The sequence below is a fragment of the Psychroflexus salarius genome (genome assembly GCF_900129035.1).
Classification (GTDB): domain Bacteria; phylum Bacteroidota; class Bacteroidia; order Flavobacteriales; family Flavobacteriaceae; genus Psychroflexus; species Psychroflexus salarius.
Window position 1 is genome coordinate 115,147 of record NZ_FQTW01000003.1, and the last position, 17,065, is coordinate 132,211.

Annotated in this window: 16 protein-coding genes and 1 pseudogene; 2 read left to right on the forward strand and 15 right to left on the reverse strand. The window is 32.3% G+C overall.

Annotated elements, in window-relative coordinates:
- Window positions 1–6: 6 nt before the first annotated feature.
- The 3 genes from BUB82_RS05225 to BUB82_RS05235 form a co-directional block, all read right to left on the reverse strand.
- Complete coding sequence (locus tag BUB82_RS05225) at window positions 7–1,314, reverse strand: UDP-glucose dehydrogenase family protein (RefSeq protein ID WP_073192552.1); 1,308 nt, start codon at window positions 1,312–1,314, stop codon at window positions 7–9.
- Window positions 1,315–1,458: 144 nt separating this feature from the next.
- Complete coding sequence (locus tag BUB82_RS05230; RefSeq protein ID WP_073192553.1) at window positions 1,459–2,595, reverse strand: glycosyltransferase; 1,137 nt, start codon at window positions 2,593–2,595, stop codon at window positions 1,459–1,461.
- Window positions 2,576–3,781: an O-antigen ligase family protein gene (locus tag BUB82_RS05235; RefSeq protein WP_073192554.1), complete on the reverse strand. Its 1,206-nt coding sequence runs from the start codon at window positions 3,779–3,781 to the stop codon at window positions 2,576–2,578. Before BUB82_RS05235 ends, BUB82_RS05230 begins: the two co-directional genes overlap by 20 nt.
- Before the next feature lie 231 nt (window positions 3,782–4,012).
- On the opposite strand from BUB82_RS05235, the gene BUB82_RS05240 reads away from it, so the two are divergent.
- A complete protein-coding gene (locus BUB82_RS05240) occupies window positions 4,013–4,822 on the forward strand; it encodes a glycosyltransferase (RefSeq protein ID WP_073192555.1) in 810 nt (269 codons plus the stop codon).
- On the opposite strand, the gene BUB82_RS05245 is transcribed toward BUB82_RS05240, so the two are convergent.
- The 10 genes from BUB82_RS05245 to BUB82_RS05290 all read right to left on the reverse strand — a co-directional run bounded on the left by BUB82_RS05245 (window position 4,819) and on the right by BUB82_RS05290 (window position 15,198).
- Complete coding sequence (locus BUB82_RS05245) at window positions 4,819–6,255, reverse strand: O-antigen ligase family protein (protein ID WP_073192556.1); 1,437 nt, start codon at window positions 6,253–6,255, stop codon at window positions 4,819–4,821. The genes BUB82_RS05240 and BUB82_RS05245 overlap by 4 nt on opposite strands.
- Window positions 6,228–7,136, reverse strand: a complete 909-nt coding sequence (locus tag BUB82_RS05250) for a sulfotransferase family protein (RefSeq protein ID WP_159432025.1) — start codon at window positions 7,134–7,136, stop codon at window positions 6,228–6,230. The genes BUB82_RS05245 and BUB82_RS05250 overlap by 28 nt, the downstream gene beginning before the upstream one ends.
- The gene (locus BUB82_RS05255) at window positions 7,129–8,049 is read right to left on the reverse strand and encodes a sulfotransferase family protein (RefSeq protein WP_073192558.1); all 921 of its coding nucleotides are present in this window, start codon (window positions 8,047–8,049) and stop codon (window positions 7,129–7,131) included. The genes BUB82_RS05250 and BUB82_RS05255 overlap by 8 nt, the downstream gene beginning before the upstream one ends.
- Before the next feature lie 42 nt (window positions 8,050–8,091).
- Window positions 8,092–9,393: a flippase gene (locus BUB82_RS05260; protein WP_073192559.1), complete on the reverse strand. Its 1,302-nt coding sequence runs from the start codon at window positions 9,391–9,393 to the stop codon at window positions 8,092–8,094.
- Between the two features lie 40 nt (window positions 9,394–9,433).
- The gene (locus tag BUB82_RS05265; protein WP_073192560.1) at window positions 9,434–11,335 is read right to left on the reverse strand and encodes an amidophosphoribosyltransferase; all 1,902 of its coding nucleotides are present in this window, start codon (window positions 11,333–11,335) and stop codon (window positions 9,434–9,436) included.
- 39 nt (window positions 11,336–11,374) lie between these two features.
- A complete protein-coding gene (locus BUB82_RS05270) occupies window positions 11,375–12,298 on the reverse strand; it encodes a PfkB family carbohydrate kinase (RefSeq protein ID WP_073192561.1) in 924 nt (307 codons plus the stop codon).
- A gap of 68 nt (window positions 12,299–12,366) precedes the next feature.
- Window positions 12,367–12,927: a 5-formyltetrahydrofolate cyclo-ligase gene (locus BUB82_RS05275; protein ID WP_073192562.1), complete on the reverse strand. Its 561-nt coding sequence runs from the start codon at window positions 12,925–12,927 to the stop codon at window positions 12,367–12,369.
- Window positions 12,928–12,929: 2 nt separating this feature from the next.
- Window positions 12,930–13,904, reverse strand: coding sequence for a succinylglutamate desuccinylase/aspartoacylase family protein (locus BUB82_RS05280; protein WP_073192563.1), 975 nt, complete (start codon window positions 13,902–13,904; stop codon window positions 12,930–12,932).
- Window positions 13,904–14,776 (reverse strand): 30S ribosomal protein S6--L-glutamate ligase, encoded by an 873-nt coding sequence (gene rimK, locus BUB82_RS05285; protein ID WP_073192564.1) that lies wholly within the window; start codon window positions 14,774–14,776, stop codon window positions 13,904–13,906. Before rimK ends, BUB82_RS05280 begins: the two co-directional genes overlap by 1 nt.
- Complete coding sequence (locus tag BUB82_RS05290; RefSeq protein WP_073192565.1) at window positions 14,773–15,198, reverse strand: ATP-dependent zinc protease family protein; 426 nt, start codon at window positions 15,196–15,198, stop codon at window positions 14,773–14,775. The genes rimK and BUB82_RS05290 overlap by 4 nt, the downstream gene beginning before the upstream one ends.
- Window positions 15,199–15,272: 74 nt before the next feature.
- Here BUB82_RS05290 and BUB82_RS05295 point away from each other — a divergent pair, with 74 nt between their 5' ends.
- Entirely contained in the window at window positions 15,273–15,701 is a 429-nt protein-coding gene (locus BUB82_RS05295; protein WP_073192566.1) for a tellurite resistance TerB family protein, read from the forward strand.
- Between the two features lie 21 nt (window positions 15,702–15,722).
- Here BUB82_RS05295 and BUB82_RS05300 read toward each other — a convergent pair.
- Both BUB82_RS05300 and BUB82_RS05305 read right to left on the reverse strand, forming a co-directional pair.
- Window positions 15,723–16,838: pseudogene (locus BUB82_RS05300) on the reverse strand (NAD(P)/FAD-dependent oxidoreductase).
- Between the two features lie 6 nt (window positions 16,839–16,844).
- Window positions 16,845–17,048 carry a putative signal transducing protein gene (locus tag BUB82_RS05305; RefSeq protein ID WP_073192567.1) on the reverse strand — a complete coding sequence of 68 codons (204 nt, stop codon included), beginning with the start codon at window positions 17,046–17,048 and terminating at the stop codon, window positions 16,845–16,847.
- Window positions 17,049–17,065 lie beyond the last annotated feature (17 nt).

A 17,065-nucleotide genomic window follows, 5' to 3' on the forward strand; every position in this document is an offset into this window, starting at 1 on the left:
TTTAATCTATACAGCTGTTCTGCCGATAGATGTATATTTAAACCCTGCTTCAGTCATTTCATCAATATCATATAAGTTTCTTCCGTCAAAAATAACAGCATCGTTCATTTGCGCTTTCAATTTACTGAAGTTTGGTGTTCTAAAGATACTCCATTCTGTACATATAAGCAATGCATCAGTATTTTGGGTTGCCTCGTACATATTATCTACAAATTGAATTTTATCACCAAGTTTTTGCTTTACATTTTCCATCGCTTCTGGGTCAAAGGCTTTTATTTTTGCTCCAGCTTCAAGTAATTTTTCTATCATATAAAGTGATGGTGCTTCACGAATATCATCGGTTTCTGGCTTAAAGGCTAAACCCCAAATACTAATGGTTTTGCCTTTTAAGTTTCCACCAAAATGGTTGTTGATTTGAGGAAAAAGTATAGTTTTTTGGGCTTCGTTAACTTCAACCACAGCATCGAGAATTTTAAATTTATGGTTAACGTCTTGACCTGATTTATGAAGTGCTTTAACATCTTTAGGAAAACATGAACCGCCATAACCAATACCTGGAAATAAAAAGCGTTTACCAATTCTGGAGTCGGTTCCCATACCGATGCGAACTTTATCGACATCAGCGCCTACAATTTGACAGTAGTTGGCAATTTCATTCATGAAGGTAATTTTTGTGGCGAGAAATGAATTTGCAGCGTACTTGGTAAGCTCAGCTGACTTTTCGTCCATGAAAATAATTGGGTTTCCTGAGCGTACAAATGGTTTGTATAAGCGATGCATGATTTCTTCGGCGCGTTGACTACTTGTGCCTACGACAATACGCTCTGGTTTAAGGAAATCGTCTACAGCAAAACCTTCACGTAAAAATTCAGGATTTGAAACCACATCAAACTCAGTTGAAGTATTTGCGGCAATAGTAGCCTCAACCTTTTCGGCAGTTCCAACAGGAACGGTACTTTTATCGACAATTACTTTATAATCGGTAATATGTTGGCCAATTTCTTGAGCAACGCCAAGGACGTATTTTAAGTCGGCTGAGCCGTCTTCATCTTCTGGGGTTGGTAAGGCTAGGAAAATAACTTCAGCATGGTCAAGACCTTGAATTAAGTTTGTAGTGAAATTTAGTCGACCGGCTTCTATATTGCGCTCAAATAAAACATCAAGATGAGGTTCGTATATGGGAACTTCTCCATTTTTCATTCGGTTAACTTTGTTTTCGTCTATATCGACGCAAATAACGTTGTTACCATTTTCGGCGAGGCATGTTCCTGTAACAAGGCCTACATAGCCTGTTCCTACTACTGTTATATTCATAGAATTGTAATTTTATGGGACTGGTTAGTAAATTTAAAGTTTAGCCAAAAGTAGTTTATCTGTTAAGTTTTTGCAAATAAAGAATGCTAATATTGGCGTTATTTATTAGATAGATAGAGTTTATATTTTAAAGATTAACACTCATTATTCTTTTACTTTATTTTTATATAAAATTTCAAGTTTGAAAATATTTTTTTTCATATCGAATTCATTTTCGAATTTTACCTTAGACCGATTTTCAAATTTTCTCCTTAGACTATCATCGTTCAACAAAATATTTATTTTTTCAGAAAAATGAGAAGGATTAGAATTAGAGATTACAAAACCATTTTTACCATTCTCAATTAAATCTCGATTGCCATCTGCATCTGATACTACAGCGGCTTTACCTAAAGACAAACATTCGATTACAGAATAGGGTAAACCTTCATATCTTGCTGTAGATATATAGAGTTGTGAGTTAGAGATAATATTAAATATATCGCTCCTATTTGTCCATTCTAGTAAAGTAATATTCTCTTTAAGCTTATATTTTTCAATTAATAATTTCACTTTTTCAAGATTGGGTGAATGATAACCAACTCCCATTAATACTAGATGAATATTCTTTTTTGTTTCCTTTAATTCTGAAATAACCTTGACCATCAATTCTATATTTTTCTGAAAAGAAGGTCTACCTACAGAGCAAATATACTCAGGCGGCCATGTTTTTGGAATTTTTAAGCTTGGTACTTCTTCAATCGGGATAATAGAATTTGAAAACACCTTTACTTTTTTAGGGTGATAACCCACTTCATTTATCGCTCTATTCCTTTCTGAAACTGATGATGCTAAAATGCTATTATTAAAATTTGAAAAAAGTTTTTCAATGTTTAAAAATATAATCCTTTTTAACTTACTTTCAGCACTTAAGTAAGAATAAGCTTGTGGAGTGTGATAACATGGTATTTTTGTTAAAAATGAAGCTAATTTACCTAAAATGCCTCCTTTAGCACTGTGGCAATGAATTAAGTCGGGTTTCTCTTTTTTTAATATTTTTAAAATAAAAGAAAGTGACTTAACATCATTTATAGGGCTTATACTTCGCTTTATTCTAGTTTGGTAAGCGGTTATTGGTTTATTTTTATTGTTTTCAAAACCTATCTTGGTGTCCTCGTAACCATGAATAACAATACTCTCGAATTTACCTGAGTCTAGGTTGTTTAAAATTAAGCGAAGTGAAACATCTACACCTCCTACAGAGTGAAGAATGTGAATTATTTTAATTTTCCTTGTTTTCATGAATTAAATTTGATTTTGAAGACAAAAAGCCCAGAAAAAACCCCATTAATTGAGCTCCTAATTGTCTGTATAGCACGTTTTCAAAAATGAAGAATAGTAAGAATAATAAAAGTATAATGCTATATACTGAATGAATAGAATTATACAATGAAGATAAGAAGAATCCTAAAAGTAGAAGACAAGCCAACCAACCTCCTAATAATAGAAAACCTAAAAATTGATTATGAGTGTTAAATGATTTCTCTTTATAGAATTCAATTTTGCTTGATTGTCGATGAGGTATCTTAGACGTATAACATTTAGTTTGTTGAGCTTTAAGCTTTTGATAATTACCAACTCCTATCAATGGGTTTATTTGTTGGATAAGTTCAGTTGCACATTCCCAAATAATAAATCTTGGTTCATAAGCTTTAAATTTAGCAAAAGAAGATTTTAAATCTTTATCAATACGCATTCGTTTTTGAAAGTTATCATTAAAAAAAAGACTAACTATAACGGCCAAAGACAAGACTAAAACGCTTAACAAAAGATAGATTCTTTGATTTTTTAAAATAATATACAAGTGATAAACTAGTAGTAAAATACATAATAAAGTGGCTAACCTTGCTGAGATAAAAAATACATATGTAATTGCTATTGTTACCCAAGCGTAAAGCCATTTTTGCTTTAATTCACGTATGAGATATAAGCTAAGATGAACGCTTAATGCAAGTGTAAAACCTAAGTAAGGCCTTTCAGCATTTAAAATGGAATTTACGTCTTTCCCAATCGCTAATTTCACAAAACCATTTTCAAAAAAATAATTGAAAATCCCATATGTTGAAATTATAAACTTTACTATTACTCCTGCAATAAAGGCAAATATAACTTTCAAGGAATCTTGATTTATACTCCTAGAGACAAAAAAAATACCGATAAGCATATAAAACTTGGTCAGTAACTTTAGACTTTCTTCAATACCATTTTGCAATAAGCTAGAAAAGCTGATCCAAACTACGGCTGAAATAAAAAAAACAAAACTGTCTTTCTTAGTAAAATTTATGTTATTGTATTTTTTTAAAACTATGAATAAAATTGCTATAGGAATCAAGACCAAATTTGGAAAAGCTTTCGAAAATGGTAATACAAATACAAAAAGCATCCATAATAATGAATAGAGCTTATCAAGATTCTTACTGTTTATCATGAGTATTAAAAGGCTTGATGAAGGTATAATTTTGTTTAAAATTCAAAAATGCAATTTTTAAAATTAATCTTACCATTTTGATTATTATTTTGAAAATATGTAATGCTATATTTGTTGAAAATTATCATCAATTTACAATTTACATCATTTATAATTGTATTTTGATGTTTTATATAAAGACGATTGACTTTTATGTCAAATTAAATAAGCATTATACTTTAGAAGTTATTGATGAATAAAAAGCATGAAATAGTAGTTTTAGTACCACATTTCAATAATCCAGATGGATTACTAAAAAGTTTACTTTCAATTAATAATTTTGACGATAAAGTCTTTGCTTTAGTTGTTGATGATGGTAGCAACAATAAAAAAATTAATAAGCTAGATATACAAGAAAAATGCAAAGTTCATATAGATTTTCTGATGCTTGAAGAGAATCAAGGTATAGAATATGCTTTAAACACTGGGTTAACTCATATACTTAATGAATATAAGAATGTAAAATATATAGCTCGTTTAGATTGTGACGACATTAATTTAGAAAATAGATTAAAACTTCAGTATGACTTTTTAGAAAGAAATAGAGATATAAGTTTTATTGGTTCTAGTGTAAGGTTTGTAGACACAAATAATAAGCATCTTTTCAATTTAAAGTTACCTGCTTCAAATAAAGAAATAAAAAAGAAAATGTACTTCAATGCTATGTTTATTCACCCTAGTATCTTTTTCAGAAAAGAAATCTTAAAGACAACAGGTCTTTATCCAACTAACAAAAAATCTGCTGAAGATTATGCATTCTTTTTTAATGTAATACAACATTTCAAAGTTGCGAATATTCAAAAGGCTTTAGTTGAATGTGTAATGAATCCAAATGGCATTTCTGGTAAAAAAAGAAAAGAACAGGTTTTAAGTAGAATTTCAATAATTAAGCAATACTTTTACTTTGGCTATTATCCTATAATAGGATTAATTAGAAATACTATGCTTTTAGCTGTTCCACAAAATTTATCGAATAAAATTAAGGCTTTATTAAAACCTTAATCTACACAACTTTTGATATGCTTTTTGCCAAATATTATTTTGTTTTGGGTTAAAATGGTAAATAAAGCTAAGCAAATCCAGAAACCGAAAACTCTAAAAGTATCGACTTGAAGCCAGTTTATAGCATAACCCACAAAAGAAACTAAAAGAACAATATAGTAAATGGAACTTTTATCTTTTGAACCTATTTTTTTATAACTCACATAAATTAAGATAAAAACAAAAATCGCAAACAAAAAAAAGCCTATAATTCCAGTTTCAGCAAGTAATCTAGTATAAACATTATAGTTTGGTGGAAATGTTTTATAATTATCATTCAAGTATTTTTGTTCAAACTCCCAGTTATCTTCTGTCGCCCATTTTGGATATAAAGGTCGTGCTGCGTAGGCTTGCATTCCAAATCCAACTCCTTTTATTGGGTTTTCAAGAAAAATTAATCCAGATGTATATATCATACCTAATCTAGATTTATTTGATACGGAGTGTTTACTTTCTTCTAAATCAAAAGAAGTAACTTTATCTGTAATAAATTCGCCAATGGCAGGACCTTTAAGAAGTAAAATTGGAATTGAAATTACAGTTACCAGAAACCCTACTTTAATTAAGTTTTTATGATATTTTCTTTTCTTTATAAAATACAATGAAAAAATGAGTAACTGAAAACCAACCATTACTAAAACTGAGCGTGAATCTGATAAAATTGCAAATAGAACAATTAATATACTTGGAAGAAACTTGAAGAGGCTTTTATGGGTTATAATGTAACTAAACATCCATCCAGCAATAGTCATTAAGTATATACCGAAAACAGGTGGTGCATAGCTTACTGAAGACAACCTTTGGTTTTTATAATCTAACCAAACTTCAGTGAAAGGAAAATAGTCGAATAATTTTATAAATGGCTCAAGAAAACTTAATTTTAGATAAACTATGCTAATCTCAATTAAAGTATATATTGAAACTACTATAAAAGAGTAAAGAAATACTTTGCGAATTATAATAAAAAGTCGGTCTATTGAAAAGCTTTTAAATACATTGTAATAGGTTAAGTATAATATTAATGCAGAAATAATTAAAGCGCCATACTGCCTAATAAATCTATTATTCCCCGTTGTTTTTTTTATGTAATAATCCTGTATGTCTAAAAAGTTGAAAAAATAACTAAGCAAAAACCAAAATAATACAGCCAATAGAAGAATAAAAATAGGATGCTTCCAGGGTATACTAATTTTTTGAGTTAGGATAATTTTGAAGCCTTCAAATAACAATGCTAATGCAAAAAATAAAAAACAAGATTCCTGAGCAAATTCACCCAAAAAGGGAACACCTTCATAAGAATTGAACGGTAAAAAAAACAAGCCAACTAAAATTAAGGTAAGTGTTAAATACCTGTAAGGATAGTGCTTTAATTTATTTTTGGTGCTTTTATCCAATTTGAGAGATCTCTATTTAATAGTTTTTCAAGTTCTAAAATATCATCTTTAAATAAAGCATTATATTTTTCAACAACATCTTGATTAATAACAATATCCTCTTTCTTGTTAGACGTGTTTAAATGTATTATTTTCCATCTTATTTTCGCCTTTTTCTCTTCTGAGAGAACATATGGCAATATTTTATTGACGATGGTTTTTTTTATTTTATTTTCTCCTAAAAGGAAACTCTGCAAAAACTTAGATTTCACACTGCCGGTTTTATTATGCTTATTAAACACAGGAGTGAAATTGGAATTTATAGATAAAAATTTAAAGATGCCTTTTATTGTTTTTTCTGGTTCAGTTTTAAGATCATCGTATAAAATTACCTTGAGTTGGTCTTTACTAAAGTGTTTCAAAAATCGATTGATTTGAGATGCATAAAATCCATGATTTATGTAGGTGCATTCAGATTTAATCTTTAAATCATCTGTGAGCATTCTGTCTTTTTCAGCTTCTAAAGCATCTTCAAAATTTAATTTTTCATAATTAAATTTTCGAGCATATAAAAAGCTTGAAATAGCTCTTTCCATAGGTTGCCTTAAGATTAAAACAAATTTAGCATCAGGATTAAATAATTTAATTCGTTTTAGAGCATCTTCAAAAAATATATAATGGACACTGCCTTGCAACTTAATTTTTTGGTCTTCTTGACAATTTTCATAATGCTTAAGTAAATAGTCAATTCCCTTTTCTTTATAAAACATTGGTCTTGTAAAAAAAGAAATATCTTTCATTGCAATGGGTGCACAAACTTCAGGATGTTGAGACAACCAATTATATATAGAAGTTGTTGCTGCTTTTTGAACCCCAATTAAAAAAGTATTCGGTTTATTCATCATCATTGGTTAAACTTTTATTCCAATACTCTAAATCCAAATCATATTCCTTTTGCAATTTAGATACATCTTCTTTAAATTTATTTACTAAGTATTTTTCAGTTTCTTGAGTGATTGCAGGTGGTTCTTTTCTGTATTTATTAATCAAGCTTTGTTTAAAGTGTTTCATAGCTTTAGTAATTGGGATAATCCTTTTTATAAAGCTCCTTAATGCTGACTGTCTAAAGAAAAATTGTGTTATAAAATTACTTTCGTAAACACCACCTGCGTTATAGTTCTTATCTAAATTTGAAGGTTCAAAATCTTTTACACCTATAAATTTAAATATTTTAGAAAGTGTTTGTAAAGTATTATTTTTTAATTCTTCTGTTGTTATGATCAAAATATCGTCAAATGCCTCATCATAGGCTTTTATTTTCTCATAATAAAATGAATTGAACGAATAATACCAAAAATCTGAGTATTTGTTCTCCATTCTTTTTTGCTCCGCCTGGAGTGCTTCATAAAAAGATAAATTTTCACGTTCTTCTCTAACCAAATGTAAATAATTAGAAAAAGCTCTCTGTATAGGGTCTCTGATTAAAAAAATGAGTTTTGGATTTCCCAAATGGTGTTTAACCTTTGGTATAGTTTGACTTGGATAATTAATGTAAGAAGGCGAGACTTCTCCTATTACTTGATTATTACGAGCTTTTGTAAATTGATTTTTATAATCCTTAAAATTACTGATATGAAACGAATTAACAACTTTATCTTTTGGTCCTTGATCTAAAGAATTTAGTATATCAAAAGTTAAATAGTGTATTTCTTTCTGCTGGGGCATAAATATATCTGGGTGCTCTGCCAAATAATAATATAAGGAAGTTGAACCACACTTAGGAGAACCTGCTAAAATGAAATTAGGAACTTTCATAAACTATCAACTTTATTTTATCCTTGTACTTTTTTTATCATATTAATTCAATCTATAATACGTTACAATATTCATCTTTCTCTTCAAATAAATCGCGCTCCCAATATTCCAAAATACCATACTGATCACCGTTGAAACTGCAGCGCCAACGCCACCATATATTGGCGTTAAAACAAAAGTAAGCATAAGATTTATGACTAAAGCGGCTAATACAAAGTTTTGATATACTTTTTGTTTCCCAATCATTTGTAAAATAACGCCAACCGAACCCGAAAATGAATTGATAATTTGGCCGGCACAAAAAATAAATAAAATAGTTGCACCAGCTGTAAAAGCTTCGCCAAACATGCCTAATAGAAACTTATGAAAAACAATAATGCCTACTACAATTACACCACTAATCATAAAATTTAACTTCGTAGAAAATGCTATTAAACGCTTATAATCTGTCTGGCCTTCTGCATAGCTTTTTGCTATCTTAGGTGCTAAAATCGAATTAATGGCCTGCAAACTAAATACAGATAAACTCGCTACTTTTAAGCTCACATTGTAAATTCCTACATTAGCATCAGTTTCAAAAATGCCCATCACTAAGGTATCCATCCAGCCTAGTAAGATTAATATGGAAGATGAAAGCATCATCGGAAGTGAGTCTTTAAGAAAAAACCAAGAATTGGTCTGCGTTTTCAGTTGAAGTGTTTTCAAGTAATAGACTACTAAACCAAAACTCAAGACCGCCGAAATAGCCACAGCATAAAAATGCGCTTTAAATATAACCATTGCCTCTTGCGAGAAACTATAAAAAATAATTAATAAAACTAAACCAAATAAAAATCGGCTTGGATTATTAAACAAAGCAAAAGCATTGTTTTTTTTCTTGGCTCTTAAAAAACTTGCACTAATAATGGTAACACTCCACAAGGGAATTGCTGCTAACACCCAAGGTAAAAAAGGAATTAACTCTGGCTTAGGCTCTTTAAAAAAATCGAGAACTATAGTCTCTTTAAATAGGTAAATTACACCAGCTAAAAGCGAGCTTAAAACAAAAGATTTTAAAATCGATTTATAAAAAATACCCGATTCCTGATCGTTAGTGTCTTGAGAAAAAAACTTGATCATATTTGTATCTAAGCCCAATCTGCCAACCACACTTAGAATTAAAAACATAGAAAACCCAATGGCAACCAAGCCATAAATATCTTCACCAAATTTATTTGATATGAATAAAGTAAAAAAATAACCTGCAAGTGTACCACCAAGCCTAAACAATAAAAAAGAAAATCCCTTGGTTAGGATTTCTTTAAAATCGGCATCTTTTAAAATATCGCTTAGACGTTTGTTCACAAGTAGTTGTTAGGTTGGTGTTAGCATCTATTAAAGACGGTTAATAAGCGCGGTCACTTTTGCCTTCATAAAAGTTCATAAACGCTTTATTAACCACTTTATTGCCACCTGGCGTCGGATAATTTCCTGTAAAATACCAATCTCCTAAATTTTTAGGACAAGCTTCATGAAGGTTTTCTATGCTTTGGTATATGACGCTTACTTTAGCATTAATACTATCATCACTTAATAATTCGGCTATTTTAGCTGATATATCTTTAGCACTAAAACCTTTATAAACTGCTTTTACATGATTGGTCACTTCATGACTTGGTAAGTCTTTTTCAGCAACACAATTAGTGTAAACTTCTTGCATGACTTGATCGTAAGTTTGGTGGTCTTTATGCAAAGCTAATGCTGCTCTAAAAGCTACAAAATCTTCTAATTTAGCCATATCAATACCATAACAATCCGGATATCTTATTTGTGGTGCTGATGATACAATGATGATGTGTTTCGGACTTAACCGATCTAACATTTTTAAAATACTTTTTTTAAGCGTTGTACCCCGAACAATACTGTCATCTATAACCACTAAATTATCGGTTGGTTTTACAACTCCATAAGTAACGTCATAAACATGCGCCACTAAATCGTCTCGGCTACTATCTTCGGTAATAAATGTGCGCAATTTAGCGTCTTTTACGGCTATTTTTTCAGTGCGTAGACGATAAGCTAAAATTTCAGATAAACGCTCATCTGTAAGTTGATTTTTTTCTTTTAAAATCGCTTCATTTTTTTGTCGATTTAGTTCGTCTTGTGCCGCTTCAACCATGCCATAAAAAGAGGTTTCAGCTGTGTTTGGGATGTATGAGAAAACCGAGTTTAAGGTATCAAAATCTATAGCTTTTAAAACTTCAGGCATCAACAGTGACCCTAATTTTTTGCGTTCAGTATAGATCTCGGCATCACTTCCACGGGAAAAATAAATGCGCTCAAACGAGCAAGCTTTGCGTTCACGTGGTTCTAGAATTTGTTTAAAGCTTACCTCACCACTTTTTTTGGTGATTATAGCTTGACCTGGATCTAGTTCTTTCACGTCATCATAATCAACATTAAAAGCCGTTTGAATCACTGGACGTTCAGATGCAATGACCACAATTTCATCATCTTTATAATAATAAGCTGGACGAATGCCGTTTGGGTCTCTTAATACAAATGCATCGCCATGACCTAACATTCCGGCCATAGCATAACCACCATCCCAATCTTTTGAAGCTTTGCGTAGTATTTTATGTAACTTAATTTGCTCGACAATATGTGGTGAAGCTTGTTGTTTGTTGAAGCCTTCTGCTTTTAGTTTTTTGTAGAGTTTACGAACTTCAGAATCAAGAAAATGGCCAATCTTTTCCATAACGGTTACCGTATCTGCCTTTTCTTTTGGATGCTGACCTAGTGCAACTAAATTCTGAAATAACTCAGTTACATTGGTCATGTTGAAGTTTCCAGCTAAAATTAAATTACGATGCATCCAGTTGTTTTGACGTAAAAAAGGATGAACGCTTTCGATACTATTTTTACCAAAAGTGCCATAACGAACGTGACCTAAATAAACTTCTCCTAAATAAGGTAAATTTTCTTTTTGCAGGTCAACATTGTCTTTTAAAGCTGGATTATCTTCTAAACCTTGATTAATACGTTGATTAATGGTGCCAAAAATATCTTGAATAGGCTGCGCTGCATTAGAGCGTACACGACTAATGTAACGGTGACCAGGCGCTACATCTAACTTCACACTGGCAAAACCAGCACCATCTTGACCACGATTGTGCTGCTTTTCCATCATTAAATACATTTTATTGATGCCATAAAACGCTGTGCCATATTTTTCTTTATAAAAGCTCAGCGGTTTTAGTAATCGCAATTGTGCGATGCCACATTCGTGTTTAATTAATTCGCTCATAAGGGTACAAAAAAAGCCCTGAAAAACAGGGCGAAATGATTAGGTTAAATTTATTTCAAATTGTGTGAGCGACTTAAATTGTTTTAAGCGATCATTCACAGCTTTTATATCGAGTTCTTGCATTTTCTCAGTTCCAAATTTTTCGACACAAAATGACGCTAAATTAGAACCATAAATAATAGCATTTTTCATGTTCTCAAACGAGGTATCTTTAGTCTCAGCTAAATAACCAGTAAATCCGCCTGCAAAGGTATCGCCGGCGCCAGTAGGATCAAACACTTCTTCAAGTGGTAAAGCTGGCGCAAAGAACATTTCATTGCCGTGAAAGAGTAATGCACCATGTTCACCTTTTTTAATCACCACATATTTTGGCCCCATTTCACTAATAATTCGAGCCGCTTTAACTAAAGAATATTCACCTGAAAGTTGTCGCGCTTCTTCGTCGTTAATGGTAATAACATCAACTTTTTCTATTACCTCTTTAAGTAAATCAAGTGTGGTGTCCATCCAGAAATTCATTGTATCTAGTACAATAAGTTTAGGCTTATTGACTTGATTAATGACTGATAATTGAACCGCTGGATGTAAGTTGCCTAACATGACAATATCTGCATTTTTAAAATCATCTGGAACAACTGGTTGAAAATCGGCCAAAACGTTAAGTTGTGTATCTAAAGTGTCTCGCGTGTTCATGTCATTATGATAACGACCACTCCAAAAAAACGTGTCGCCACCATTAACGACTTCTAAACCTTCTAGGTTAATATTATTGCGTTGTAAAAGGTTAATATGTTCTTGCGGAAAGTCATCACCAACAACCGAAACAATTGCGCTTTTTGCTTTAAAATTTGCGGCACTTAGACCTATATAAGTGGCTGCACCACCTAAGATTTTATCAGTTTTGCCAAATGGCGTTTCGATAGCATCAAAGGCAACTGTACCAACTATTAATAATTTACTCATGAGAAGTTTAATTTTGTACAAATATAAAACAATCGTATGGAGAATAAGTTATTCACTAAAATTTCTAACTAGAACTTGTAAATCTGCTGCGGTGTAATGCAATAATCAAGCTTTTGGTCATGAGATTCTGCTTTAATCTTAGCTTCTGGTGGAAATAATGAAACGCCAACTTTTAAGGTGGTTTTACTACATTGTTTTAAAAAAATATCATAAAAGCCTTTACCATAGCCTAGACGATTGCCGTTTTGATCAAAAGCTAATAATGGTATAAACACAACATCCAGCTGAGTTGGTTTAACCGCAATACCTTCAACTGGTTCGGGAATTCCAAACGCATTAACTTCAATTTTTGTAGCATCCGTAAGTAAAATATGTTGCATTTCAAGCTGTTCAAAATCAGATTTCGACACTGCAATTTGCTTGTCTTTACCTTGTAAAATATGAAGCAGATATTCTGTATTAATTTCTTTTAAACGCTTAATCGGAAGAAAAACATGGTAGTAAGTTTGTTGCCAAAGTGCCTCTAATTCTAGACTTTTATTGGCAATTTGTAAGCTGAGTTGGTCTAAGGTTTCTTCTGAAATTTCTTCTCTAAGTTGTTTGTAATGTTTTCTTAAAGCTGGCTTCATAGTTAATTTAACTCGGTTGAAATATGAAATATAGCATCACCTTGATACACAATAGGCGATTGGTTTACGTTGATGATATAGCCATTATTTGTAGCTTTAACCTTATAACGCAAACTGCCGTAAGCATCGGTAATAAAAGCAATGATTTCGCCTTTTTCGACGTATTTACCAATAGGTATTTCACTGTGAAACATACCGCTATACTTCGCTCGCATCCATTTGGTTTTACTAATAAAAGTGCTGTATTCATTTAAAGTTGTGATGCTAAAACTGCTTTTAAGCATATCGAGGTGATTTAATATACGTTTGACACCTTCAACGCCATATCGGGTAATATCACTGTTTTTATCGATTGATTTGCCACCTTCAAATAATAGAATAGGAATGTTTTTTTTCTCACAAATTGAGCGGTACGAGTTTTTTAAAGTTTTAGAGTAAATGGTAAATGGGGCATTAAAAATGCTAGCTAAATGCTTTAATTCAGGTTTGTGTTGTGAAATTCGAATTTGTGCTGCATTAAATCGACTTGCGCCTCCAGTATGAAAGTCGAGACAATAATTAGCAACGGGTAAAATTTCTTCAACAAATTGATAGGCGAGTCGGCTGGCTAAAGAGCCTTTTTTTGTCCCGGGAAACATGCGGTTTAAGTCGCGACCGTCTGGAAATTGTCTTGATTGATTTAAAAATCCAAATACATTAATTATAGGAATACAAATAATAGTTCCGATTCGTGGTGTATTGATACCTTTAGCAATAACTTGACGGACAATTTCTACGCCATTAATTTCGTCGCCGTGAATGCCAGCGGTAATTAAAACTACTGGACCTTTGCGTTTAGCACGCCTAATAATAACAGGAACTTCTACCGCTGTATTAGTGTAAAGCTTGGCTGTATTAAAATTAATCCGTGCTTTTTGCCCAGGTAAAACTTCTTCGCCAAGAATGTGCAAGACATTTTGCTCGTCTATATGCGGCATTAAATATTTTTTTCGATGTATTGTATAATGGTTTTAGCAATATCTTTGCCTGTTGCTTTTTCTATACCTTCAAGTCCTGGTGAAGAGTTAACTTCTAAAATTAAAGGACCTCGAGAACTTTGTAGCAAGTCTACACCGGCAACGCCAAGTCTCATCGCTTTTGCTGCTTTTATGGCTGCAATTTCTTCTTCATCACTAAGTTCAATCACTTCAGCTGAACCGCCTTGGTGAAGGTTAGACCTGAATTCGCCTTCTTTTCCTTGACGTTTCATAGCACCAACAACATGACCGTCTACCACAAAAACACGTATATCAGCACCTTTAGCTTCTTTTATAAATTCTTGAACAATCACACGTGCTTGCAAACCGTTAAAGGCTTCAATAACCGATTTTGCAGCATTTTTGGTTTCAGCTAAAACCACACCTAAACCTTGTGTACCTTCAAGTAATTTAACCACTAAAGGCGTACCACCAACATGTGCAATCACGCCTTCTACATCACGAGAATAATTTGTGAAAACGGTTTTAGGTAGACCTATTTTGGCACGTGATAGAACTTGTAAACTCCTTAATTTATCACGACTTCTAACCAAAGCTTCAGAGTCTATCGTGGTAAATGCGCCCATCATTTCAAACTGTCTTACAACTGCTGTTCCATAAAATGTTACTGAGGCGCCAATTCTAGGGATAATGGCATCAGTATCTTTTAAATAATGACCTTTGTAATAAATATTTGGATTGCGTTTTTCAATCACCAAGTCGCATTTTAACGGGTCAATAATTTCAACCTCGTGTTTACGCTTTTTAGCAGCTTCAACTAAGCGTTTTGTTGAATAAAGATTTGGGTTTCTAGATAATACTCTAATGTTCATGATGTTGTAGTGTTGTGTGATAAATATTCTAAATCAGTATCGACTATAAATTTTTTATTCAAAAATTTACGGCCTATTAAAACCGGATTTTTCATGCTTGATCTGTCGGCCAAAGAAAGTGAAATTTTATAGGTTTTTCCAAATAATTGTATGGTCGATTTTATTTGATAACGGTGTTGCACAATACCATTACTACTTTTAACTTTTATATGTTTATAGTCTTTAAAAACAAGTTGTTTATGGTTGCTTTGCTTATCTTTTGGGTTAAGGAAACGACAATGCAACTCATTATTGATTTCTTCAATTTGGTCACAATGTATAGATGAAGTGTAGGCGCCAGTATCAATTTTTATATCAACATGTGCTAAACCAAGATTTGGAAAATTTGCTACATCACGTCTACCAATTATTTTTTTACTCATACCCTAATTTCAATACCAAAATTAAGTGTTGAATTTTAATTAATAGTATATTTAATGAAAAAATATTTTTAATTATGTCAACAACTGATATTTATGATTTACAAAGTCCTTCAACTAATCTTAATCATTTTGCCAATTTGGTGAATCTAGCAGCTACAGACGGCACGATAACCGATTTAGAAAAAGGTTTACTCAAACGATTTGCCCGAAAATTAAACATCGCAGAACATGATTATGCCAAGGTAATCAGTAATCCTGCTAAGTATCCTGTTGAAGGTATTAGCTCACGCGAAAAACGATTAGAGCATTTATTTGACTTGTTTAAAATTATTTATGTTGATGGCGTGATGGATGATGCCGAAGCGGTTTTATTGAAGCGTTACGCGATTGGACTTGGCTTTGACGAAGCTACAGCTGGTGAAGTATTAAATAAATCAATGGTTTTATTTAGTGGTGCTTTTAGTTTTGAAACTTACTTGAATTTTATTGATGGTAAATTTTAATTTCTTAGGCGCACTAAAACACTACTTAATTAAATAAGCTAAATCTCGACCGACTTGGCTACCAATGGCAATGCCCATTCCACCCAATCTAAAGGCACAATGCAAGTGATTTGAAACCGATTTAACCATCGGTTTTTTTTGTTGCCCAACACCTAGAATTCCACTCCAACGTTGGGTGATTTCTACATCTTGATCTGGCAAAATCACCTCTTTTAACAATGATTCAAGCTTGGTTTGTATGAGTTTTGTAAGCTTAAAGTCTGTTGTTGTTTCGGTTTCTGGTGCTAGATTTCTAGCGCCACCAAGTAAAATACGATTGTGAATATTTCTAAAATACAAATAACCTTCATCTAAATGAAAGCAGCCTTTAAGTTGTAAATTATGAATGGGTTGAGTGATTAAAACTTGATTTCTAGCCGGCGTGACCTCAACATCAAGCAGATCTTTTGCAAAAGCATTTGTCGCTACAAAAGTGTGTTGTGCTGTAAATTCTAGGTTGGGAAGTTGAATTTTTACTGAAGAAACTTCAGCTGAAACACTTAAAACTTCGGCTGAATTTAAAACTAAAATACCTTCAGATTGCACTTTTTGAAGTAATTGCTGCATCATTTTTCCAGTATCAATTTGGCCTTCTAACTGATGTTGAATTAATTCGGGTAGGCAGGATTTAAAATTGAAGGTGTTAGGCTTCAGTTGAAACACATCGGTTTTAAAAATAGGATGTAACAACTAATTTAATCGCTTCATTTGCTGATAGCATTCTTCAAAACGCTTTTGGTCAGGATTTAAAAAGACTTCATAACCGCCATATTGTTGATAATCGATGGCTTTATCGCCTAATGTATTGCGCAATAGTTGTAAACCTTTGTAACGCTGATTCACCAAATTGAAAACCTCTTCTTCGGTATGATGTTCTAAATCGGCTAGGAGTTCACTCACACTGCCATAACAGGCAAAACCTGCGTTTTTAGTACTTGCACCTTGTGGTAATTGACCGCGTTCAAGTACAAGAATTTTAGCTTTTGGGTATTTTTGACGTAAGGCTAAGGCACAATTTAAGCCAACAATGCCGCTACCAATCACACAATAATTGACCTTAGAAAACCACGATTGCTGCTCCCAATACGATAAATTCATACTTGCTTATTTAAAGTAATCTTTAATTACTTGTTCAGCTTTTGCTTGGTGATTATGGTCTACGTAAACTTCAATATAACCAAACAATTTGGCGTGTGCAGAATCGGTTTTATTAATCATATGTGGAACAATACCTTGCTCTTCTAAAGCACGCACAATACCGTTGGCTTCAATCTCATTTTTCGAACTATACACACGTATTTTTTCCATTCTATTAATTTTTATTG